This is a genomic window from Comamonas sp. Tr-654 (assembly GCF_011752915.1).
Classification (GTDB): domain Bacteria; phylum Pseudomonadota; class Gammaproteobacteria; order Burkholderiales; family Burkholderiaceae_C; genus Comamonas.
Window position 1 is genome coordinate 111,006 of sequence record NZ_VWWQ01000008.1, and the last position, 25,010, is coordinate 136,015.

The 25,010-nt window shown below is 61.5% G+C and carries 9 protein-coding genes and 1 pseudogene; 4 read left to right on the forward strand and 6 right to left on the reverse strand.

The features are described from left to right. Window positions 1-48: 48 nt before the first annotated feature. From F3J24_RS25085 to F3J24_RS21840, 4 genes are all read left to right on the forward strand, one after another. Window positions 49-10,545, forward strand: coding sequence for an Ig-like domain-containing protein (locus F3J24_RS25085; protein WP_167010632.1), 10,497 nt, complete (start codon window positions 49-51; stop codon window positions 10,543-10,545). Window positions 10,546-10,581: 36 nt separating this feature from the next. Then, window positions 10,582-11,946 (forward strand): efflux RND transporter periplasmic adaptor subunit, encoded by a 1,365-nt coding sequence (locus tag F3J24_RS21830; RefSeq protein WP_167010634.1) that lies wholly within the window; start codon window positions 10,582-10,584, stop codon window positions 11,944-11,946. A 6-nt stretch (window positions 11,947-11,952) separates the two neighbouring features. Then, window positions 11,953-14,064 (forward strand): site-2 protease family protein, encoded by a 2,112-nt coding sequence (locus F3J24_RS21835; protein ID WP_205244907.1) that lies wholly within the window; start codon window positions 11,953-11,955, stop codon window positions 14,062-14,064. Window positions 14,065-14,476: 412 nt separating this feature from the next. Next, window positions 14,477-16,090: a glycosyltransferase family 39 protein gene (locus F3J24_RS21840; protein WP_167010636.1), complete on the forward strand. Its 1,614-nt coding sequence runs from the start codon at window positions 14,477-14,479 to the stop codon at window positions 16,088-16,090. Between the two features lie 21 nt (window positions 16,091-16,111). On the opposite strand, the gene F3J24_RS21845 is transcribed toward F3J24_RS21840, so the two are convergent. From F3J24_RS21845 to F3J24_RS21870, 6 genes and pseudogenes are all read right to left on the reverse strand, one after another. Next, the gene (locus tag F3J24_RS21845) at window positions 16,112-17,533 is read right to left on the reverse strand and encodes an efflux transporter outer membrane subunit (protein ID WP_167010638.1); all 1,422 of its coding nucleotides are present in this window, start codon (window positions 17,531-17,533) and stop codon (window positions 16,112-16,114) included. A 19-nt stretch (window positions 17,534-17,552) separates the two neighbouring features. Then, the gene (locus F3J24_RS21850) at window positions 17,553-20,738 is read right to left on the reverse strand and encodes a CusA/CzcA family heavy metal efflux RND transporter (RefSeq protein ID WP_167010640.1); all 3,186 of its coding nucleotides are present in this window, start codon (window positions 20,736-20,738) and stop codon (window positions 17,553-17,555) included. A 28-nt stretch (window positions 20,739-20,766) separates the two neighbouring features. Next, the gene (locus tag F3J24_RS21855) at window positions 20,767-21,993 is read right to left on the reverse strand and encodes an efflux RND transporter periplasmic adaptor subunit (protein ID WP_167010642.1); all 1,227 of its coding nucleotides are present in this window, start codon (window positions 21,991-21,993) and stop codon (window positions 20,767-20,769) included. A gap of 116 nt (window positions 21,994-22,109) precedes the next feature. Then, the gene (locus F3J24_RS21860) at window positions 22,110-23,588 is read right to left on the reverse strand and encodes a sensor histidine kinase (RefSeq protein WP_167010644.1); all 1,479 of its coding nucleotides are present in this window, start codon (window positions 23,586-23,588) and stop codon (window positions 22,110-22,112) included. Next, window positions 23,585-24,250: a response regulator transcription factor gene (locus F3J24_RS21865; protein ID WP_167010647.1), complete on the reverse strand. Its 666-nt coding sequence runs from the start codon at window positions 24,248-24,250 to the stop codon at window positions 23,585-23,587. Before F3J24_RS21865 ends, F3J24_RS21860 begins: the two co-directional genes overlap by 4 nt. A 461-nt stretch (window positions 24,251-24,711) precedes the next feature. Beyond that, window positions 24,712-24,990: pseudogene (locus F3J24_RS21870) on the reverse strand (TonB-dependent siderophore receptor); the annotation flags it as partial. Window positions 24,991-25,010: the final 20 nt, after the last annotated feature.

Sequence of the window (25,010 nt, forward strand, 5' to 3'; positions counted from 1 at the left end):
GCAAGGCAGGCAAGCGCCATGCCACCTTCATACAGGAAGGACACTTTGATGACCCGCAAATCTCGCCCATTCTGGAACCGTCTGACACAGGCCATGACGGCGCAGGCAGTGAAGACCGATGTCCCTCAGTCGCTGCGACCGGCCACTGCCGTACGCCCGCTGGCATTGGAGCAGCGCTTTATGTTTGACGGCGCTGCTGCGGTGGATGTGGCTCATGCCGCCACGGACGCCGGGGCCGTAGAGCACACGGCAGACACGACCAGCGCACTGCGCCATGCGCTGACGGCGGAAGCGCAAAGGGCGACCGAGGGTCCGGCAGGTTCGACACAACGCCAGGAAGTGGTGTTCATCGATGGGCAGGTCAGCAATGTCGGTGAATTGCTCGCAGGACTCTCCGCCAATGCCGAGGTGGTGGTCCTCGACCCGAGCAAGGACGGCCTGCAGCAGATGGCCGACTACCTCAAGGGTCGTGAGAACCTCGATGCCATTCACCTGCTGTCCCACGGTGCAGACGGCACGGTGCAACTGGGCAACGTCTGGCTGGCCAGTACCAACCTGGCCGAACATCGCGCTGCCCTGGAAAGCATCGGTGCCGCGCTCAAGGCCGATGGCGACCTGATGATCTACGGCTGCGACGTCGGCCAGGGCGACAAGGGCCAGGCCTTCATCGATCAATTGGCGTCGATCACCGGCGCCGACGTCGCGGCCTCAGTGGACGACACCGGCTCCGTGGCCCTGGGCGGCAACTGGACCCTGGAGCGCAGCAGCGGCACCATCGAAACCAACGCCCTGAACGTGACGGGCTACGATGCCCTGATGGCCTCGAGCTATTCCACCAGTACCGTGTTCTCCGGCGTGGTGCTGGGCACCGGCAACAACCTGATGAAGTACGTGCTCGCCGACTTCAACGGTGACGGCCGCGCCGACGTGCTGTTCCAGGCCAGCGGTACCGGTGGTGCCTGGAGCTTCGCCTCGAGCAACGCCGATGGCAGCTACACCATCCAGAGCCAGGCGAGCTCGATGTTCGCCGGCCTGACCCTGGGTGCGGCGTCCACCGGCGGTACCAACTTCCAGGCGGCGGACTTCAACGGCGATGGCCGCGTCGACCTGCTGGTGGCGTCGATCACCGACACCTCGATGAAGCTCTACCTCAACACCGGCACCGGCTTCAACGCCACGAACGTGAGCGGCACCTTCGGCGGCGTCAAGCTGCTGGTGGGCGACTACAACGGCGACGGCTCCCCCGACGTCCTCTACCAGGGCAGCGCCACCAATGCTGCCTGGGGCATGCTGCTGAACAACGGCAACGGTACCTTCACCACGGTCGTCGACACCGACAGCAACTGGGCGCTGAAGAACATCGTGCTGCCCAACTTCGACTCGTACGTGTACAAGGCCGCGGATGTCGACGGGGACGGCTACACCGACCTGCTCGTGATCGCGGGCGCGCAGCAGATGAAGTACTACCGCAACAACCACGGTACCTTCGTCGACATGACCAGCACGGCGAACCTGCCGACGCCGACCGTGTCGCGGGCGATCGTCGCGGACTTCGATGGCGACGGTGACGCCGACATCCTCTACCAGATGGGCGGCGACGGCACGGACATCCGCTACGTGCGCAACGACAACGGCACCTTCGTCGATCTTGCCCTGTCCGCTTCGCCGTTTGCCGGCTTGACGATGCCCGACTTCACCGGCCAGCGCTACCGTGCGGCGGACATCGATGGCGATGGCGACCTCGATCTCGTCGCCACCTATGCCTCGTCCAACACCACGGTGTTCCTGCAGAGCGGCAGCCTGCCCAAGCTGGTCAGCTCGACCCCGGCCGACAACAGCCTGACCGTCACCCCGAGCGCCAACATCACCCTGACCTTCGACCAGTCGGTGACCAAGGGCACGGGCAACATCTACATCGTGCGCACCAGCGACAACACGATCATCCAGACCATCGACGTGACCAGCAGCCGCGTCACCGGCATCGGCAACACCTGGACCATCGACCCGCCGGCCGACATGCTCGCTGGCGAGTCCTATGCCGTGCGCATTGACAACAAGACCTTCGCCAACGCCAATGGTCAGGTCTACAAGGGCATCCAGAACAACACCGCGCTGAACTTCACCGTCGCTTCGACGGCGGCTCCGGTCATCGCCAACCTCAACAGCGATGCGGTCAACTACACCGAGAAGAGCAGCGGCGTGCTCATCGACCAGGGCAGCAACGCCGTGGTCACCGATGCCGACTCGGCCAACTTCAACGGCGGTAGTGTCCGCGTCTCGGTCACCGGCGGCGCCGTGACCGGCGAAGACGTGCTGTCGGTCCTGAGCCTCGGCACGGCTGCCGGGCAGATCTCCGTCTCCGGCAGTAACGTGCTGTACGGTGGTGTCACCATCGGTTCGGTTACCGGCGGTACCGGCGGCAACGCCCTGGTGATCACCCTCAACGCCTCTGCCGATGCCGCTGCGGTCACCGCGCTGGTGCAGAGCCTGCAATACAGCAATAGCAACACCACCACGCCGAACACCGGCGCGCGCACCGTCTCTGTCACGGTGACCGATGACACCGGCACCACCAGCAGCGCGGCGGCGATCACGGTCAATATCCTGGCGGTCAACGACGCGCCGGTGGTCAGCGTCACCGCCACCAACCCGACCTTCACCGAGGACGGCTCGGCCGTGGCGGTGTTCAGCGGGGCCAGCGTCAGCGCCGTGGAAGCCGGGCAGACCATCATCCTGATGACCATCCAAGTCACCAACGTGGCCAACACCGGAGTGGAGAAGCTGACGATCGATGGCACCGACGTGACCCTGACCGCCGGCTTCAACACGACCACCGCGAACAATGGCATGAGCGTCACGGTTTCGCTCAACACCGGCACCGCGAACGTGACCGTGACCCACGCCGGGCTGTCTACCGCGACCGCGCAGACCATCATCAACAACGTCACCTATCGCAACGAAAGCAATGCGCCGATCGGCACCTCGCGCACCGTGAAGCTGACCAACGTGCGCGACAGTGGCGGCACCAACTATGGCGGGCAGAACACCGTTTCGCCGAACGTCGCCAGTGTCGTCACCCTGGTCGCGGTCAACGACGCACCGGTGCTCACCGGCGGTCCGTACGTGATCCCCTCGACCAACGAGAACACCACCAGCGGCAACGTCACCGTGTCCACCATCCTGGCTGGTGTCACCTATTCGGACCCGGATTCCGCCGCTGCCTCCGGCATCGCCGTCACCGCCACCACGGGACGCGGTACCTGGCAGTACTCCACCGACGGCACCACCTGGACCGCCTTCGGCACCGTCTCCACCAGCAGCGCGCTGTTGCTGGGCTCCAGCACCCAGGTCCGCTACATCCCGGACAACGCCAACGGCGAGAACGTCTCCATCACCTTCCGCGCCTGGGACCGCACCAGCGGCTTCCAGTCGACCAATGGCGTGCCCAATACCGGCGATACCACCGCCAACGGTGGCACCACCGCGTACTCCAGCGGCACCGCCAATGCCACCCTGATCGTCACCTCGGTCAACGATGCACCGGTGATCACCCCGGTCAACCCGAACATGACCGGCCTGACCGACAGCTCCACCAACAACAACGGCGATGCGGTCAACACGCTGCTCGGCGGCGTGACCGATGTTGACACCGGTGCACTCAAAGGCATCGTCATCAACGGCCTCACCGCCACCTACGGCAAGTGGCAGTTCAGCACCAACAACGGCACGACCTGGAACGATATCGGTAGCGTTTCCGATACCGCCGCGCTGCTCCTGCGTCCGGCCGACCGCGTGCGCTTTGTGCCCGATGGCCTCCATGGCGAGACCGCCACCCTGACCTTCCGTGCCTGGGACCAGACCTCGTCCCAGGGCTACCAGGGCACCAAGATCAATGTCACCAGCAACGGCGGCGCCACGGCCTTCTCCAGCACCACCGACACCGCCAGCGTTGTGGTCACCGCGGTCAACGACGCGCCGATCATCACCGGCAGTGGCGGCAGCGTGGGCTGGACCGAAGGCAACAACGTCACCTCCACTCCGGTGGTGGTCGACAGCGGCATCATCATCAGCGATCCGGATGGCCCGGCCATCGCCTACGTCAGGGTGCAGGTGACGTCCAACTATGCCTCCGGGGAGGACGTGCTTGGCTTCAGCAACACCGACATGGCGGTGTACGGCGATATCACCGGCGTCTGGAACACCGGGCTGGGCACCCTGACCCTGACCTCCAGCAGTGGTGTCGCGACCCAGGCGCAGTTCCAGGCGGCGCTGCGTGCCGTGACCTACACCAATACCTCGGAAGCCCCGATCGTCGCCAACCGCACCGTGACCTTCCAGGCCAATGACGGCAGCCTGAACTCCAACGTCGTGTCGCGCAGCGTCACCATCACCGCGGTCAACGACTCGCCGGTGATCAACGCACCGGGCAACGTCACCGTGACCGAGGACACTCCGACGCCGATCACCGGCATCGTCTTCAGCGACGTCGACTCCAGCAGCGGCACCGTGACCTTCACCGTGGCCTCCGGCACCATCACCGGTACCACCGGCGTGTCTGGCATCACCATGGGTGGCACCGGCTCGACGTTGACCCTGAGCGGTACCCTGGCCTCGCTGAACGCCTATATCGCCGCTGGTAACCTGAAGTACATCCCCGAGCCCGACTCCATCACCAGCGTGACCCTCGGCATCAGCCTGGACACCGCGAGCGTCAGCACCGACACGCGAAACCTGACCATCGACATCACCGCGGTGAACGACGCGCCGACCATCAGCACCCCGGTGTCGATCAACGTCACCGAGGACGTGCCCAAGTCCCTGGCCGGCATTACCTTCTTCGATGTCGACGCCGGCACCGGCAGCGTCACCGTGATCTTCAGCGTGGCCAGCGGCGACGGCACCTTCACCGCAACCGCCAGCAGCGGGGTGACCATCAGCAACAGCGGCACCAACGTCATTACCCTGGAAGGTTCTATCGCCGACATCAACACCCTGATCAGCAATGGTCACCTGACCTACCTCGGCGCGCTGAACGCCAACGGGGCCAAGGTCATGTCGGTCTCGATCAATGACAACGGCAACAGCGGAACCGGCGGCCCGCTGAGCGAACGCTTCGACGTTTCCCTGATGATCGCCGCGGTCAACGATGCGCCGATTAACAGCATTCCGTCGCAGCAGACCATGTTCCAGGACGGTTCGCTGACCTTCAACACGGCCAACGGCAACCTGATCAGCGTCAGCGATGTGGATATCGCCGGCAACCAGATGAAGGTCACCCTCAGCGCCACCAACGGCCTGCTGACCCTGGGCCAGATCAGCGGCCTTACCTTCACCACCGGTGATGGCACCGCCGATTCGGAAATGACCTTCGCCGGCTCGATCAGCGCGATCAACGCGGCGCTCAACGGCCTGACCTTCAGCCCGACCGCCGGCTACACCGGCACCGCCTCGCTGACCATCCTCAGCGACGACCAGGGCTATGTCGGCGCGGGCGGGGCCAAGACTGATGTCGACACCTTGCTGATCACGGTTTCCCCGGCCAACCCGAAAGTCACCGGCGTAGTCGCAGCCCCGGGCAGCGACGGCCAGCACAAGGTCGGCGACCAGATCGACATCGTGGTCAACTTCGACAACGCCGTCATCGTCGACCAGACTTCCGGCAGCCCGACCTTGCTCCTGGAAACCGGCGCGATCGACCGCCAGGCGCAGTACATCAGCGGCACCGGCACCAATCAGCTGACCTTCCGCTACACAGTGCAGGCCGGTGACCTCAGCGCCGACCTCGACTACGCCAGCACTTCGGCGTTGTCGCTGAACGGCGCGGTCTTGCAGAGCGCCCAGGGCTTCTCGGCGATCCTGACCCTGCCGACCGTGGGCGGCGCCAGCTCCCTGGCCGGCCAGCAGGCCATCGTCGTCGACGGCATCGTGCCGACCATCAGCAGTGTGCAACTGCCGAGCGACGGCAACTATCACCTCGGGCAGAACCTCGACTTCACCGTCAACTTCAGCGAGGCCGTGACCGTCGACAGCACCGGCGGCACGCCACGCCTGGCGGTGACCCTGGACACCGGCGGCACCGTGTATGCCGATTACCTGTCCGGCTCCGGCGGCAGCGCCCTGGTGTTCCGCCTGAGCGTCACCAGCGGCCAGCTGGACACCGACGGCATCCGGGTCGCCGGCAACGTCCAGCTGAATGGGGGCAGCATCCGCGACGCGGCCGGCAACGACAGCACCACCGGCTTCATCGCACCGTCCACCAGCGGCATCCTGGTGGATGGCGTGGTGCCAGCGGTGGCCGACGTGATCGTGCCGGCCAACGGCGGCTACAAGGCCGGCGACGTGCTGAGCTTCACCGTCAATGCCAGCGAAGCCGTGTTCACCAGCGGTTCGCCACGGCTGGCCGTGGATGTCGGCGGGATCACCCGTTACGCCACCTTCGTCCCGGGCAGCAGCGTTGGTACCACCCTGGTCTTCCAGTACACCGTCCAGGCCGGTGACAACGATGCCGACGGCATCAGCGTCGCCAGCAGCCTCGATCTGAACGGTGGCAGCGTCAAGGACGCCGCCGGCAACGACCTGAACCTGACCCTGAACAGCGTCGGCAGCACCACCGAGGTGCTGGTCGACACCACCGTTCCGACCGTCACCAGCATCGTCCGCGTCGGCGGCTCGCCGTCCAACAGCGGCTCGGTCAGCTACACCGTGACCTTCAGCGAGGATGTCAGCGGCGTCGATATCAGTGACTTCACCGCCACCTTCGGCGGCACCAGTTCCGGCAGCCTGGCCAGTGTCACCCAGGTCGACGGGCATACCTACACCGTGGTGATCGACAACCTCGCCGGCGCCGGCAATGTCACCCTGTCGCTGAACGGCAGCGGCACTGGTATCCGCGATGCTGCCGACAACCTGGTGAGCGCAGGCCTGACCGGCGAAACCTACGCCGTCGACCGCGTGGCACCAGCGGTCACCAGCGTCAGCGTGCCGTCCAACGGTACCTACGTCGCCGGGCAGGACATCGACTTCACCGTCAACCTGGGCGAAGCGACGCTCGTCGATACCAGCGGCGGCACCCCGCGCATCCAGGTCACCCTGGACAACGGCCAGACCGCCTGGGCCAACTACGTGTCCGGCACCGGCACCACGGCCCTGGTGTTCCGCCTGACCGTCGCCAACGGCCAGCTCGATACCGATGGCATCACGGTTGACAGCGCGATCCAGCTCAATGGCGCGACCCTGCGCGATGCGGTCGGCAACGACGCCAACCTCAACCTGAACAACGTCGGCGACACCAGCGGCGTCAAGGTCGACGCCGTGGTACCGCAGGTGAGCAGCGTCGACCTGCCGGCCAACGGCAGCTACAAGGCCGGCGACGTACTCAACTTCACCGTCAACACCAGCGAAGGCGTAGTGGTCGACACCCTGGGCGGCACGCCGCGGCTGGTGCTCACCGTGGGCGGCGTGACCCGTTACGCCAACTACGTGTCCGGCGCGGCCGGCGGCGCACTGGTGTTCCAGTACACGGTGCAGTCCGGCGACACCGCCGCCAGCGGCATCAGCGTCAACAGCACCCTGGATCTCAACGGCGGCCATGTCAACGACCCGGCCGGCAACGCCCTGAACCTCAACCTTGGCGCCGTGGGCAACACTGGCAACGTGCTGATCGACACCACCACGCCGTACGCCACCAACATCACCCGCGTCGACACCACGCCGACCAACAGCGGTTCGGTCAGCTACACCGTGACCTTCAGCGAGAACGTGCGCAACGTCGATGCCAGCGACTTCAACCTGATCTTCGGTGGTACCGTGGCCGGCGCCATCGAAAGCGTCACCGCCGTGGATGGCAAGACCTTCACGGTCAAGGTCAGCGGCCTGACCGGCACCGGTACCGTGCGCCTGGACCTGCGTCCTGGCACCGATATCGCCGATACCGCCGGCAACCTGGTCCCGGGCGGGCGCGTGGGCGTGAACTACGCCATCGACCGCGACGTGCCGACAGTGACCGGCGTCGAGGTGCCAGCTAACGGCACCTATGTCGCCGGACAGAACCTCGACTTCACCGTGCACCTGAGCGAGAACGTGCAGCTGAACACCAGTGGCGGCTCGCCGCGCCTGGAGGTGCTGCTGGACAATGGCCAGACGGCCTGGGCCGACTATGTTTCCGGTGCCGGCACCAGCGCCCTGGTGTTCCGCCTGACCGTCGCTACTGGCCAGCTCGATACCAACGGCATCACCGTCGGCAACAACCTCCAGCTCAACGGCGCGACCCTGCGCGACAGCGTCGGCAACGATGCACAGCTCGGCCTCAACGGCTTGCCGCCTACCGATGGCGTGCTGGTCGATGCCGTGGCGCCGGTGGTCAGCAGCGTGGTGTCGCCGGCGGATGGCAGCTACAAGGCTGGCGATACATTGAGTTTTAGCGTCAATGCGAGCGAGAGCCTGCGGGTCATCGGTTCGCCACGCTTGGTGCTGGATGTCGGTGGCGTCACCCGTTACGCAACTCTGGTTTCTGGCAGCAACAGTTCGACCTTGGTCTTCCAGTACACAGTGCAGGCTGGTGACAACGATGCAAACGGCATCAGCGTCAGCGGCAGTCTCGACCTCAATGGAGGCTCGGTCCGTGATGCCGCCGGTAATGACCTGGCTTTGACTCTGAACGGCTTGGGCGCAACGTCTGGCGTGATCATCGACACGGTGCTCCCGACGGCCACCATTGTCGTAGCCGACAACGCTTTGAGCGTGGGTGAGACTTCGCTGGTGACGATCACCTTTAGCGAAGCCGTGACCGGTCTGGATATTTCCGACTTCAGCGTCGAACATGGAGCGCTGAGCCATCTGATGTCCAGCGATGGCGGCATCACCTGGACGGCGACGCTGACGCCAACGGCCGGCATCACCGATACCAGCAATGTGATCACGCTGGACAACACCGGCTATGTGGATGCAGCAGGCAACACAGGCGCCGGTTCAACGGACTCGAATAACTACGCCATCGACACCCAGCGCCCGACGGCCGCCATTGTGGTGACCGACAACGCGCTGGCGGTAGGCGAGACCAGCACGGTCACTGTCACCTTCAGCGAGGCGGTTAGCGGACTGACCACTGCTGATTTCAGCGTCGAACATGGCACTCTGAGCAATCTCAGCAGCAGCGATGGCGGTATCACCTGGACGGCGACCCTGACGCCAACGGCCGGTATCACCAATGCTAGCAATGTCATCAGGCTGGACAACACCGGCTATGTGGATGCGGCGGGTAATACAGGCAGCGGAACTACCAACTCGAACCACTATGCCATCGACACCCAGCGCCCGACGGCCACCATTGTCGTGGCAGATACAGCGCTGGCGGTGGGCGAGACCAGCACGGTCACGATCACCTTTAGCGAAGCCGTCAGCGGTCTGGATATTGCCGACTTCAGCGTCGAGCATGGTTCCCTGAGCCATCTGATGTCCAGCGATGGCGGTATCATCTGGACGGCGACGCTGACGCCAACGGCTGGGATCACCGGTACCTCCAATGTCATCACGCTGAACAACACCGGCTATGTGGATGCGGCGGGCAATAGCGGAACGGGCACTACGGCATCCAATGTCTATGCCATCGATACCCAGGATCCGGTTGCGCCGGAAATTACTCTCGATCAAGCCACGCTGGTGGATGGGCGACAAGTTTCTCCAACAGGCTTGGTCATCATCTCGGGTCTGGAAGCGGGAGGAAGCTGGCAGTACTCCCTGGACAATGGTGCCTCCTGGCTTGAGGGTCGCGGCAATTCCGTCCAGCTACCGGGTCTCGGGGCATTCAGTCTCTGGGTTCTGCAAAAGGACGCGGCGGGCAATGCATCCCCAGTGACGTCACTCAACGGGATTGTTGAGCCCCTGGTTCCTCCGGCAGTGCAGCCTCCGAGCCAGCCGGCCATGAATGATCTGCCTGCAGGGCTTGGCCTCGCACCATTTCAAGCTTCAGAGGTGTCAGAGCCGAATGCAGATTTTCTGCAGTCCACCTCGGCGCCGCTCAACATGTCGTCTCAACGCGGTGGGATGCATGGCTCTGAACATTGGTCCGGATATGGCGTTCCGCAGTCAATTGCAGGTGTCAATGACTGGATGGGAGTGTCTCTTTTCGCGCCCACGGAAGTCATCCGCTCCGGATTCGATCCGGTGCCGGAGCAGTTCTCCGTTTCGACGGGAGCCAGCATTCTGGACCTGAAGCCTGTACTCCTTGCGTCGGATAGCCCGTGGGATATCGCGTCACTGCGGTTCAGCTTCGTCGACCGGCAGGAGTTGCCCGGATGGGTTCGCCTGGATCGTCAAAGCGGCCAGCTGACCATCAATGCGCCCAAGGATTTCAGCACAACGCTTGTCCTGCAGATCAAGGTCAGCGATGGAAAAGGCCACGAGTCAGTGCGGACTGTCAAAGTGGTCATCGGCGATGCAAGGGCCACGTCCAGCGCCCCCGCAGGGCGGGCTGGGCTCAGTGAGAAGATGGCAAATGCAGCGAATCAGCAGGCGGGGAAAAGGATGTCCATGTATGTCCATGGCTAAAGGATTGATGGGTGCTGCCCGTGAGGTGGTTGTGCGATGAATGCGGCCGTTTTGCCCCATGGCGTGAATCCGGCCATGCTGCTGCTGGACCTGGGGCACCGCGCCCGGGCCGCGAGCAGCAGCGCTGAACTTCGTTTTCTGCTGGTCAACGACAGCCGACTGTTGGCACCATACCGCCAAGCGTGCTTGTGGCTGGAGAACGGTGGGGTCACGGCTCTCTCCGGCGTGGTTGAGGCGGATAGAAATACGCCCTACGCCCAGTGGCTGCACGGCATATGCCAGTTTCTGCATGGGCAGCAATCCGTTCAGCCTCGACGCATTGACCAGGCCCTGCTTCCTCCGGAGCTGGCAGGTTCCTGGAACGAATGGCTTGGCGCCCATGCGATATGGGTGCCTCTTGTGCAGGATGCCCAGACACAGGCTTGTTGTGGTGGGCTGTTGCTTTGCGGCGCGCAGGTGTTTGAGGAGCAGCGTTTTCCGCTGCTCGCCGAATGGAGCCATATCTGGCTTCATGCCTACCGGGCATTGCAGGCGGGCCAGCCCGGATTCTGGCGAAAGCCTGCGGTCTCGACAGCTGCTGTCAGGAGCTGGTGGCAAAAAAAGCCTGTCTGGATCATTGGCGGGCTTGTTGCGCTTGGTGCTGTGCCTGTGCATATGAGCGTTCTTGCTCCAGGTGAACTGGTGGCGGCCCAGCCTGTGGTGTTGAGAGCGCCTTTGGATGGCGTCATCGATCAGATTCATGTACAGCCCAATCAAGTAGTCCGTAAAGGTGAGCGTCTGTTCGGGCTGGATGAGGCGCAGATCAGCAGCCGATTGGAGGTGGCCCAGCAAGCCATGCTGACCGCTGAAGCCGAGTACCGGCAATCCGCCCAGCTGGCCTTGGGCGATGCTCGCTCCAAGGCACAGCTGGCCGCGCTTGTTGGGCGTATAGGCGAGAAGCGCGCCGAGGTGCAATACCTGAGCGATCAGCGCGAGCGCAGCCGGGTGCTGGCGCCTGAAGATGGAATGGTCCTGTTTGACTCTCCCACGGAATGGTTGGGCAAGCCTGTGCAGACGGGCGAGCGCGTGATGCGCATTGCCCGGCCTGATGAGGTGGAAATCGAAGCCTGGGTTCCCATCGGCGATGCCATTCCATTGACACAAGCTTCGACAGTGAAGCTGTATCTGGCTGCCAACCCTATGGCGGGTCTGGAGGGAAAGCTTCGGTACATGGCATATGACGCCAGTGCCAGGCCGGATGGTAGCTATGCCTACCGGGTGCGAGCCACCATGCCGTCCAATAGGGAGGAAGCCCGTATTGGCCTCAAAGGTACCGCCAAACTGCAAGGCGATTGGGTGCCCCTGGTCTATTGGGTTCTGCGCAAACCCTGGGCCGTCCTGCGGCAGTTCCTTGCCTGGTAAGACGACATGAGTACCGCTTGGCCTGCATTGCGTGAAGAGCTGGATTTGCTTGCCGGTCCTGTGCTGCCCGATGGCCAGCCCAGCTGGACCCTGCATGATCCTGTGCGCAATCTGTTTTTCCAGTTGGACTGGGCCAGCTTTGAGGTGTTCAAGCGCTGGCATCTCGGTGCCGCTGACGCGATCGTGCAGGATGTGAGTGTTCAAACGACATTGACGCTGCATCAGGAGGACGTGAACGCGCTTTTCCAGTTTGCGCAGCGCAATGATCTACTGGAGCCACTTCCCAATAGTGCCGGCACGCTGGCCGAGCGGTGGCAGTCAAGGCGTTCAAGCTGGATGCAATGGCTTTTGCATAACTACCTCTTTTTTCGGGTACCTCTGATCAAGCCCGATCGCTGGCTGACACGATGGGCGCCGCGGCTGGACTTTCTTTTCAGTCGAACTTTCGGCTGGATTACCTTGCTGGCTCTGTGCGCTGGACTTTGGGGCGTTTCCCGCGCGTGGGGTGTGTTTACTGCGACCTTGGTTGATTCGCTGACCTGGCAAGGTCTGGTGGCCTATGGCTTGACTTTGGGGCTCGTCAAGGTATTGCATGAACTGGGGCACGGCTTGACCGCCAAGCGATTTGGATGCCGCGTTCCCACCATGGGCGTCGCCTTTCTGGTGCTGTGGCCGGTGGCATACACAGATACCAATGAGGTCTGGAAACTGACTCGGCGTGACCAGCGCCTCAAGGTGGCGGGGGCTGGAATCGCAACGGAGCTGATCATTGCCGCATGGGCCTTGCTGGCTTGGGTCTGGTTGCCGGAGGGAGCACCCAAATCCATGGCCTTCTTGCTGGCCACCACGACATGGGTCAGCACCCTGGCCATCAATGCAAGCCCGTTCATGCGCTTTGATGGGTATTTTCTGCTGTCCGATTTTCTGCAAATGCCCAATTTGCACTCACGTGCCTTTGCCCTGGCGCGCTGGGATATGAGGGAGAGATTGTTCAAGCTCGGAGAGCCTCCGCCAGAGTTTTTCTCCAATGCCAAACGCCGCGGGCTGATTCTGTTTGCCTGGGCTACCTGGATTTATCGACTGGTTCTTTTCTTGGGTATTGCGGCCTTGGTTTATCACTTCTTCATCAAGGCGTTGGGTATTTTGCTGTTTCTGGTGGAAATTGTGTGGTTCATTGCCAAGCCTGTGTGGTCAGAGATTTCAGCGTGGTCTTCACGCTGGCCTCAAATCGTGCGTAGCCGAAGAGCTCGTTGGAGCGCTGTCGGTGCCGTTGTCCTTGTTGCGCTGTGCTGGCTTCCTATGCCTGCCCCTGTTCGCACGGAGGGCATGTTGCAATCCAGTGATATTTGGCCTTTGCATGCGCTTGACGCATCGCAGCTGCAACAGCAAATACTTGGCAACGCAGATACGATCGCGCTGGATGCGCCTGTCTTTGTGCTGGATTCCCCGGCGCTCAAGGCTGCCCAGGCTCAGAACGATGCCCAGAGAATCCAGTACTCACAGCAAATAGCTGCGGCAGGTTTCGACGCGGAGCTGCGTCGAGATTGGCAGGTTCTGCAGGAGCGTCAGCTGCAGGCGACTACTCAACAGCAGGCGGTGGAAACCGAAGCCAGTCGCTACCGGCTCAATGCCTCGGGCGCCGGAGTGCTGCGAGATGTGGATCCGGACCTGCGGTCAGGAGACTGGCTCGCCCGCAACGAACTGCTGGGCAGAGTCGTGGGCCGTGATCGCTTGGAGGTTCTTGCCTATGTGCAGGAAGAAGATGTCCAGCGCATCAGCGCCGGCGACAGCGCAATTTTCATCGCGGACGCTGGAGTGGGGCCGGTGCTGGATCTGAGGGTGCGCAGCGTCGATCAGGATGCGAGTCGTACTCTCTCGGAGGCTGCGCTGTCTTCGGCAGCGGGCGGCATGATTCAGGTCCGAAGCATGCAATCGACCCTGTACCCGGAGCGTCCGGTCTACAGGGTGGTGCTGGATGTGGTGACTCCGCTGGAAGCAGACACCGATTTTCAGCACCGCTGGCGTGGCAAAGTCGCCATTCGCGGCCGTTGGGAAGCCGCCGCAGCGCAGTTCGTGAAAACTGCGACAAGTGTTTTTTGGCGAGAGGCTGGCTTTTAGCACTCAATGTGTGCTTGAACCATCACAGCAGCAAGCAAGATTACGCTGCAGACAAAAGCGTTCTAGACATGGTCAGAAGCCCTTGATTGGACTTCCCCCAGGCAGGTGACAACCCCGCTCTAACTCTGCTTGCGGATGGCTCGGGTGTTCAAGGGGGACTTCAAAACGGCTATCAAGTCGATTTGTCACGCAAGGATCTCCGGTTTGTAAACCTTAAGAAATTGATAAGTTGCAAAGCCTAGATTCCTGTCAGCAATAACAGCGGGTGAGCTGCTTCTTTCCAAGCACATCACGGCCTGTTTAGCCAAAGGAGTCGGTGATGTTGCTTGTGAAGGTGCAAGGGTTTGAGGTCGGAGTCCGAGGCGAGTGCGCTGCAGCTTCCGTTGTGTCACTCGGCGGTCTGGTCTAGTCCATGCAAACCGCTATCCCTCTGAGCGTGAAGGCTTCACGCAGCAGGCTCGACGACGCAATCCTTTGGGGCTTGGCGATGGCGTTGTGGATCTTCGCCTTTGCGTGGATTCGCCCATTGAGTGATCCGGATGAGGGGCGCTACGCCGTCATTGCCTTGGATATGCTGCGCACCGGCAATTGGGTGACGCCTCATCTCAACGGACTCCCCTTCTTTCACAAGCCACCTCTGTACTACTGGCTTGCAGCCTGTAGCTATGAGTTGTTCGGTGTGCATGCCTGGGTGGCGCGCCTGCCTTCGATGCTGGGAGCATGGCTGGCATCGATGAGCCTGCTGGTTCTGGGCAGACGCTACACGAGCGCGTCCACCGCTATGTCCACGGTGATCATCTTCCTTACGATGCCCTTCACCTATCTGGCCGCTCAGTATGCCAACATGGACATGCTGCTGGCCGGCTGCGTGTGTGCCTGCGCCGCATGTGCATTCATTGCCACGATAGAGTCGGAACGTGGTAAATCCTGGCATACCTGGATCACGGCGGCGGGTGTGTTTGGCGGTCTCGGGTTTCTAGCGAAAGGCCTCATTGGCCTGGTCTTGCCAGGCTTGGTGTGGTGTATCTGGATGCTCTGGGAGCGTCGCTGGAAGCAATTGGCACTGCCCCTGTACCCGCCGGCATGGCTCGCCATCATTGCGATTGCGGGCCCATGGGCATGGTTTGCGCAAAAGCAGCATCCGCAGTTTTTCCATTATTTTTTCATCACACAGCACTTCCAGCGCTATACCGAAACGGGCTTCAACAATCCGCAGCCATGGTGGTTCTATCTGGCGGTGATCACACTTGCATGTCTTCCATGGACTATGACTGGAATCTATATGCTGTTCAGGCAGTGGCGGGTCCAGCAAAAGTTCATGCCCATGTCTGACTCACGACTTGGTCAAATGAGCCTTGATCGGTATATGGTGGTCTGGCTAGTGGCCGTGGTGGCCTTCTTTTCCATTCCCAGCAGCAAGATCGTGGGTTATGTGCTGCCGGTACTTCCGCCTCTGTCCTACCTGATTGCCCGAATCTGGCAAACGACTCTCGATAGCGATGGAGAGAATGTACTGCGGGTGAGGTCTAAGCTCGCAATCACCATTGGAGTTTCGGCGGCTCTTTGCGCAGCGCTAGCTATCGGCTTCGGCACCAAAGGTGTTCCTCAGAAAGCTCGTTGGGATCGCCTTGGCGCGCTGCCGGTGCAGCCTGACGATCGGATCATGATGCTCGGACAGTTGTACTATGGCGTTCCTTTCTACATGCACACAGGCCAGACCCCTTGGGTCGTCGATGACTGGCAAGCGGGCAAAGCATCAAAGTCCGACAACTGGAGGAAAGAACTGCTGGATGCTGCAGATTTCTCTCCAAATAGCGCAAGCCATTTACTCCTTGAAAAACAGGATGCAAACCATGCTTTGTGCACCACCAAGCACCGGGTATGGGTTGTTGGAGAGCCCAAGTCTGCGAAGCAGATGACACCATCGCTATCTGGTATCAAACCGATGCTGGAGCTGGGTTCTCGCGCTGTTTGGCTTTGGACGCCTGACACCGCTTGCACCGCACCTTCTCCCATCGTGCATTGATTAGTCGACGTTGTATCAACCTCAGTCTACGCTTTTATCCGAGCCAAGCACACCTCCGCCGAGTGACTGATAGAGGGCCACCACATCACCATAGAGGCTGCCTTGCGCTGCCACGCGGGCAGCTTGTGCCTGCAGCCAAGACTGTTTGGCTGCCAGGGCCGTGGGCATGCTGGCATAGCCGGCCTTGAGCTGTGAGTCACTGAGCTTCCAGGTCGTCTGGCTGGCACTTTCGCTATCTTGGCTCATCTGTAGGGCGCGAGAGTCTGCATCCACGGCATACAGCGCATTGGCTACGTCCTGAAATGCCGAAAGTACCGTGCTCTGGTAGCTGGCAGCTGAAGCCTGCAGTTCGGCCTCCGCTGCTTTTTGATGAGCCCGCAATGTGCCGCCATTGAACAGAGGCGCCAGCAGGTTGGCCCCCAAAGCCCAGGTCACATTGCCAGCGGAGAACATGCGCGCAAACGTGGTGGCGCCGCCGCCATAGGCTGCCGAGATGCTCAGTTGCGGCAGTCGCGCAGCAGTGGCTACACCCACTGCTGCGCTGGCTTGTTGCACTTGGGTCTCTGCCGCGCGGATATCGGGGCGCTGGTCTACCAGCTGTGATGGCACGACCTGAGGCAGCAAGGGCATCCGAAAGCTGGATAAAGGCAGCAGGGCTGGAGCCTGATCAGGCGTGTGTGCCATGAGCGTGGCCACGAGGTTACGGGTTTGTTCGAGCGACTTTTGCAGCGGCACCAACTGCTGCTGCAGCTGCAGCAGCAGGGTTTGCTGGGTGGCGACATCCATGCCGCTTGCATAGCCGTTGGCCTGTTGCTTGCGCATATGCTGCAACTGCTGCTGGGCGGCGTTAGTGGCTTGTTGCAACAGGTCGGCCTGCTCCTGCAGCATGGAGGTCTGTATCACTGCCGCGACCAGATTGGCGGCCAGACTCAGCCTGGCTGCCTGCAACTGCAGTCGCTGGTTTTCTTCGGCCGCCTGCAGGCCTTCGACCTGACGGCGGTTACCGCCGAATAGGTCAGGGGCGTAGGAGACGCTGAGCTGGGCCGTGTGATAGGTGTACAGCGATTCGCCATTGTTCAAGGGCGGCGAGACAGATTGCCCCGTGTTTTGACGTGAGGGGCTGTAGCCCAGTTGAACTGAGGGCAGAAAGTAGCCGCGCTGAGCCACCACGTTCTGGTGTGCGGCGCGCAAAGTGGCCTGGGCTGCTTCGATGGAGGGGCTTTTGCTCAAGGCCTCTTGCACCATGGAGTTCAGCTCCGCGTTGCCAAAAGCCTGCCACCACCGGTTGCCGATGTCGCTGGCGGTGCTCACAGGCAGCGCTGTCGCCACAGAGGCTCGGGTCAAGGTCTGCGGCTTCTGTACCTCTGGGCGTACATAGTCAGGACCCACGGCGCAGCCCGCCAGCAAGGCTGTCAAGCTGCTTGCCAGGGTGATTGCACGCAATTTTGGGCATGTATTTGTTTTATGCACGTTTGCCTCCCAGACCTTCGCGGCGTGTATTGGGTTTCATGCGACGCAGCACCACCAGGCGCAGCGCCGGGACGACCAGCAGCAGGAATACCGGCCCTATCAGCATGCCGCCCACCACCACAGTGGCCAGGGGACGCTGGACCTCGCTGCCGATGCTGTGGGAGATGGCTGCAGGCAATAGACCAATGCAGGCCGACAGAGCCGTCATCAGCAGCGGGCGCATGCGGCTGCGGTAGGCCTCACCCACTGCACGTGTGGGCTCATGGCCCATGGCACGCAGGTCCTTGTAGACGCTGAGAATCAGAATCCCGTCCATCACGGATACGCCCAACAATGAGATGAAGCCGATGATGGCCGAGACGCTGAGCACCTGACCCGAGACATACAGGGCCAGAATGCCGCCGATCACCGTGAATGGCACCGAGGCCAGCGTCAGCAGGCAGTAGGTGAAGTTGTTGAACAAGGCATACAGCAGCGCAAACACCAGGCAGAAGGCAACGGGGATGGCAATCATCATGCGAGCCTTGGCCTGTTGCAGGGCTTCAAACTCACCGGCATAGATGATGCGGTAGCCCTGGGGCAGATGCACCTCCTGGGAAATGCGGCGCTGGACTTCGCTGACCGTGCTGCCCAGATCGCGTCCGCGCGCAGAGAATTTGATGGGTATATAGCGCTCGTTGCTTTCGCGGTAGATATAGGTGGCACCCGTGTCCAGCGTGATCGTGGCGATGTCAGACAGCGGTACATAGGAGGTGCCGCCCGAGGCAGTGGTGAAGCCCACGCGCAGATTGCGCACGTTCTCGGGCGAAGCACGGCTGGTTTCGGCAAAGCGCACCGTCAGGCCGAACTGCTTTTCGCCTTCCAGTACCGTGGTGGCCTGGGTGCCCGCCAGAGCTGTCTGGATGGTGTTGGCCACATCGCCGGTGTTGAGGCCATAGCGCGCCGCTTTCTGGCGGTCAATCTGAATGTTCATGTTCGGCTGTCCCAGCACATGAAACACGCCCAGGTCAGCTACGCCGTCGATATGGCCCATGACTTCGTAGACATGGTCGGCAATCTTTTCCAGCGTGGGCAGGTCGGGGCCGATGATTTTGACGGAGTTGGCCCCCTTCACGCCAGACAGGCCTTCTTGCACATTGTCCTGGATGTATTGCGAGAAGTTGAAGCTCACGCCAGGGAACTCCGTCGCAAACCGGCTTTGAAGCTCGTTGACCAGACGGGTCTTGGTCATGCCGGGGCGCCATTTCTCAAATGGCTGAAGCGGTGCAAACAGCTCCACATTATTGAAGCCCGAAGCGTCCGAGCCGTCGTCAGGCCGGCCATGCTGGGACACCACGGTGATGACCTCGGGATACTCGTTGATGATCTGGCGCATGCGGTCGGTGCGTGTGCGGCCTGATTCCAGCGAAATGGTGGGCGGCATGGACGCACGAATCCACAGATTGCCTTCTTCCAGTGCGGGCAAGAATTCGCTGCCCAGTTGCATGGCCATGAGCGCGCCGCCGGCCAGCGCAGCGACGCCTAGCATCACCACCAGGCGTGCATTCTTGAGCACCCAGCTCAGAGCCGGCTCGTAGATGCGGTGAATGGCGTGGACAACGAAGGTTTCCTTTTCCTCGATCTTGGCAGGCAGCAGATAGCTGGCCAGCACCGGGGTGATGGTGAAAGTGGCAATCAGCGCACCGGCCAGTGCATAGCCATAGGTACGGGCCATGGGGCCGAAGATCTGGCCTTCCACGCCCTGCATCGCAAACAAGGGGGTGAAGGCAGCGATGGTGATGCAGGTCGAAAACAGCACCGAGCTGTCAACCTGGGTAGCGCTCAGATAGATCATGCGCAGCCGCGAGGTCCAGCCATCGCCGGGTTGGGTGCGTGCACCGTCCGGCCCTTTCGACATGGCTCTGAGCAAAGAGGCTCTGATCGGAGCCGGCCGCTGGAAATTGCGGAAGACGTTCTCCACCAGGATCACGGCAGCGTCCACGATGATGCCGAAGTCCACAGCACCCAGTGACAGCAGATTGGCGGACTCTCCTGTCAGCACCAGCATCATGATGCTGAAGAACAGTGCAAACGGGATGTTGACGCTGACGATGACGGCGCTGCGCAGATCGCCCAGAAACACCCACTGAATGAAAAATACCAGCAGGCAGCCGAAGATCAGGTTGTGAAGCACAGTATGCGTGGTCACGCCCACCAGCACTGCACGGTCGTAATAGGGCTCGAGCTTGACGCCCGCGGGCAAGGTGCCATCGGAGTTGATCTTCTGTACTGCGGCCTTGACCTTGTCGATGACATCGCTGGTGTGCAAAGTGCGGTTCATGATGACCACGCCGGTCACCACGTCGTTTTGGTTGTCACGACCTGCTTCGCCCAGGCGCGGGATGGTTCCCTCCTGAATGCTCGCTACATCCTTGACCTGCACGGGCATGCCGTTTTTCTGGCCCACGACGATATTGGCAATATCGTCTAGGTTGTTGACCAAACCCAGGCCGCGGATGTTCACCGACTGATCGCCCACGCTGATGGCGCGTCCGCCAACATTGAGGTTGGCATTGCCTATGGAGTCCAGCAAGTTCTTGAGCGTGATCCCGTGGGCCTCAAGCCGCTTGGGATCGGCATCGACATGGTATTCCTTGGTCGTGCCGCCCCAGGTCACGACCTGCACCACACCCGGCACGGTCAGCAGCCGTTTTTCGATCACCCAGTTTTGCAGGGTACGCAGATCGGTCAGGCTGTAGCTCGAAGGCCCCTTGACCTGATAGCGCAGAATTTCCCCTACCAGGCTGGAGGCTTGAATCTGCGGCTGCACGCCGCCAGGCAGGTTCACATTGGCCTGTAGATTGTTGGCCACCTGCGACAGCGCAAAATAGTAATCCGTGCCGTACTTGAAGGTGATACGTACGAAGGACAGGCCGTAAAACGATGTGGAGCGGATGTTGTCCACATTGGGCGTGGTGGCGAGCCCGATTTCCATGGGGCGGGTGTAGTAGCGCTCCATTTCCTCGGCGGACAGCCCCGGGGCCTGGGCCGTGATTTCCAGAATCACGGGCGCGGGGTTGGGATAGGCCTCCACATTGAGTTTGGAGAAGGCCAGCAGACCCGCTCCCATGAACGCTAGCAGGGCCAGCAGCACAATGGGGCGGCGAGAAAGGACAAAGGCCAGCAAAGGTCTGAACACGGCAGTACTCCTGATGTAGGCGGCAGTCTTACTGCGCGTCGGTCTCGTAAAGGCTGCTCAGGAACAGCGCGTTTTTGCGGGCGATCAGTTGATCGCTTTTGAGACCTTGCTCAATCTGGACCCAGCCATCTGAAGTCTTGCCACGCACCACGGCGGTCTTGGTAAATAGCGGCCCCTTGGCATCCTTGCCCATGGCCAGCCACACCACGTCATGGCCGTTGCCTTCTCGTACCACTGCCTGGGCTGGCACGGCCAGGCTGTCTTCTGCGGCGGCTACCGTGATATTGAAGTCGGCCGTCATCTGCGGGCGCAGTACATGCTCGGGGTCGGCGACTTCGGCACGCACCACAAAACGGCGGCTGTCGGCGTCCACACTGTCGCCAACATAGGAGACCCTGGCGTCAAAGCTCTTGCCTGGCCAAGCCGAGACATGGACCTGCACGGGCTGGCCCAGGCGGTACTGGCTGAACTCGGATTCGGGCACATTGGCCACCATCCACAGTGAGCGCATGTCCGAAACCACGATTGGAGCCGGGTCGCTGCCCGGTTGCACCAGCTGGCCGGGCTGTGCACTGCGCTGCGTCACACGGCCGGCTATTGGGCTTTTGACGGCGAATTCCAAACCGATCTTGCGATCACGCTCCATGCGGCCGATGTCTGCGTCGCTGAGGTCAAAAAGGCGCAAATTCTGGTGAGCTGCGTCATAGGCGGCCTTGGCACTTTGCTGATCGGCCTGGGCCTGCAGAAACTCCTTCTGGGGAATGCTGTTGTCCTTGGCCAGCGTCTCTGCACGTTTGAGGGTTTCGTTGGCGTTGCGCAGCGTGGCACTGGCGCTGACCAGTGCGGATGCGGCCTGAGCCATGTCTGGCACCGCCACGGTGTAGAGCACCTGACCTGCCCTGACATCGTCTCCTGCCTTGACCAGTACCTGCGAAACCCGTCCCTGATAAGACGAGAACACCTTGGCGGTGCGATCCTGGTTGAAGTCAATGACACCGATGGAATGGCGCACATTGCTGAACTCATGCTTTTCGGGCTTTCCGATGTCAAAGCTGGCAACCTGATCGGGCTGGACCCGCACGATGCCTTTATCTACTTTGCCGGCAATGGCGTCTGCGGGTGCTTCCTCTGCCTGAGCGTTGTGAGAGCCCGCATAAATGATGCCGCCGACAGCTGCCAGACAGAGCAGAGCAGCCATTGCGATGACGGTGGTGCGCTTTGGGGAAGAAGAGCGAGGTGCGTTTGGGGCGGTCATGAGGGGCCATCCTTTGAATCGAGCTGCTTGGTGGCTGCTGACGGCATCTCATGGGCGCAGTCAGCAACAGTGCAGCCGAAGTTAAGCCCCGCAAGCTTTACATCAGCTTGAAGTCCTCAGTCGTCTTGCGCATTGAGCTCCTCTAATGCGAGTAGTGGCCGTACCTCACAGGGAAGCGTTATTTCAAAGCAGGCGCCGAGCCCAGGTTTGTCGATCACGGCAAAGCGCCCGCCGTGACGTTCCACGATGCGCTGGGCAATGGACAGACCAAGGCCCGAGCCCTCGGGTTGGCCGTGATCGCCGCGCCAGAAAGGCAATAGCAGGTGCCCGCGCGCATGGTCATCCAGTGGCGGGCCATCGTCTTGCACCTGGACTATCAGCGTGCTGTCGTGGTGGTGCAACTGTAGTTTGATCTGCGGGCCGCCATAGCGGATGGCGTTGTCCAGCAGGTTGGAAATCACTTCGCCCAGCAGCACCGGTGAACCATGGCACATGAACTGTTGCATGGGGTCTACATGGTTTTCCAGCTCCAAGCTCTTGCCTGCGGCCAGGGCAAGGCCGCGCCAACGAGCGGCGGGCTCCAGTATGGCATCCACTGCGTCGAACTGCTCCGGCTTGGCCGCAGAGTCTTCTGCTACGCGGGCAAAGGCCAGCAATTGCTTTACCATGCGTGCGCCGCGCGTCGCGACTTCATCGAGTTGGGCCAGGACCTCGGCATCCATGGGCTGTGTGGGGTCGGACTTCTGAATGCGTCGCATGTCACCGACCAGCAGCCGAATTCCGGCCATGGGGGTTTGCAGCTGGTGTGCAGCATCGGCGATGAAGCGGCGCTGCTCGTTGACCGACGCCTGCAGTCGCTGCAGCAGCGAATTGGTGTGCGCGACCAGCTCTCGCAGCTCCTGCGGGACCTGCTCGACAGGGAGGGGAGACAGGTTGTCGTCGCCGTGAGCGACGACCAGGGCACTGAGCTGGCGTGTGGGCGAGAGTGCCCTGCGAATGCTGTAGTAGAACAGCGGAATGATGAAGAAGCCGACGATCAGCGCGGGCAGGAAGATCGCTGTGGCGATCTCGTCCTTGACCTGTCTGCGCTTTTCCTTGGACTCCGCCACCACCACCCATACAGCTTCATCGCTGGGGGAAGGCTGTAAGCGCTGGGCCACCACGCGCAGAGCGTTATGGCTGCGGCTGCCCGTGTGGTCGAAGAAGATGGCCTGCTGGTCGGTTCGGGCCTCGACCTCGGGAATCTCCAGATGCATGTCGCCCATGAGCGTGCGTCCGTTGGCCGTGTGTACCGAGTAGTGGCTCAGAGATAGTGAATCGAACACCAGCGAATCTGCAGTTTCCTTGCTTGCGGCAAAGCTGGCCACACCATCATTCCAGCGTAACTGGGCAGACAGGGCCTTGGCATCATCGGCCAGCAAACGGTCAAATGAGGTATTGGTGCTTCGCCCTGCCAGCAGATAGGCCGCACTGGTTGCCAGCAAAGCACAGGCCACCCATAGTGAGACCACGGGCAGCATCAACTGCTTGAGCAGGCTTGGGTTGATCCAGCCTAGAGGGTTGAGGTTGGCGCGGCTTGGAGGCGACGTGCTCACAGTAGCTCCAGCGCGTAGCCTACGCCGCGCAGGGTGACGATGTTGACTCCAGCGGGTGCCAGCTTGCGGCGTAGCTTGAGGACGTAGATCTCTACCGAGTTGGCGCTGAAGTTGCTTTCCCAGCTCGACATGGCCGAAATGATGCGGGCCTTGGGCACGGCGCTGCCATGTGAGGACATCAAAAGCTCCAGGAGCGCAGCCTCGCGCGGACTCAGCGCCAAGCGTTCCTCATCAAAGTGAAGCTCCTTGGTGTCGGTGTTGAAGCGCAAGCGTCCCAGGCTTAGCAGGTTGCTGGTATTGCCGCTGCGTCTGCGGGTGACGGCGCGCAGGCGCGCCACCAGTTCTTCGGGCTCGAAAGGTTTGGCCAGATAGTCGTCCGCGCCGTTGTTCAAGCCTTGAACCCGGCTGGTCAGCCCGTCGTTGGCGGTGAGAATGAGTACGGCCAGATCCTTGCCCTGGTTGCGCCAGCGCGAGAGCACTTCCAGACCGTTGCGCCGAGGCAGACCCAGATCGAGCACAGCCGCGTCATAGTCCTGCGTTGCCGATGCGGAAAGAGCGTATTCGCCATCCGTGACGACATCTACCTGCCAACCCTCGGCCTGAAGCATGCGGCTGATGCCCAGACGCAGGGCTGGATCGTCTTCTACAACAAGTACACGCATGGTTTTCTATGATCAAAGAAGTGAAAGAGCTCAATGTGATTTTTGCGTCAAATGCGAAGCAATGGTTTGCTGGTGTGGGTATTTTGAAGTGCCCTTGAAAACCTGAACCTTCCGGAAGTAGAGAATTCCCAAGCCAGCGGAGCCTCTACATCTGAATCAGCCCGGCACTGCAGCGCTCATTGTCGTGAGTGCTTCACACCAGCCGCCTCTGTCGATGCGGCTCCTTCAAGGAGTTTGTTATGAACGGCAATCAGCATTCCGCAGCCAGCACCACGGAACATTGCACAAACGACAAGCCCTCAGAGAACCAGGCATCTGAGCCGACCATCGTTGCCGAACAGCACCGAGGTGCGTCAGTAGGCACGAAGGATATAGCTGGGAATACAGCAGCCAGCCAATCCCCATCCATCGCAGCAGCCGCAATATCCTGCGGATCCGATGGGCCCCTCCGATCCCAATGGGCCGAATCCGCGCCAGTTGGACTGGTTGCTGGTGTTGCGCTGCCAGTCCATGCCGGCCAGCAACTGGTGTTGCACCTCACCAGTCTGCAGCAGGCCTTCGAGCTGCGTGTCGACCAGCAACATGCGTCCGCCGTTGATCTGCCATACGGCATCGCGCTGTACGGTGCGGCCATAGGCGTCAAACACCGGGCGTGCAGGGCGGCCGGTGGCTGCATTGGCAGCAAAGCTGGTGTAGAGCGTACGGTAATCCACTTCGCTGATGGTGCGGCGCAGCTTCCTTGCCGGCACAGTTCACGCTG

Excerpts from the sequence above, each read along its gene's own strand:
- F3J24_RS25085 (WP_167010632.1), top strand. The coding sequence starts at position 49 with ATGACCCGCAAATCTCGCCCATTCTGGAACCGTCTGACACAGGCCATG.
- F3J24_RS21830 (WP_167010634.1), top strand. The coding sequence starts at position 10,582 with ATGAATGCGGCCGTTTTGCCCCATGGCGTGAATCCGGCCATGCTGCTG.
- F3J24_RS21835 (WP_205244907.1), top strand. The coding sequence starts at position 11,953 with ATGAGTACCGCTTGGCCTGCATTGCGTGAAGAGCTGGATTTGCTTGCC.
- F3J24_RS21840 (WP_167010636.1), top strand. The coding sequence starts at position 14,477 with ATGCAAACCGCTATCCCTCTGAGCGTGAAGGCTTCACGCAGCAGGCTC.
- F3J24_RS21855 (WP_167010642.1), bottom strand. The coding sequence starts at position 21,993 with ATGACCGCCCCAAACGCACCTCGCTCTTCTTCCCCAAAGCGCACCACC.
- F3J24_RS21865 (WP_167010647.1), bottom strand. The coding sequence starts at position 24,250 with ATGCGTGTACTTGTTGTAGAAGACGATCCAGCCCTGCGTCTGGGCATC.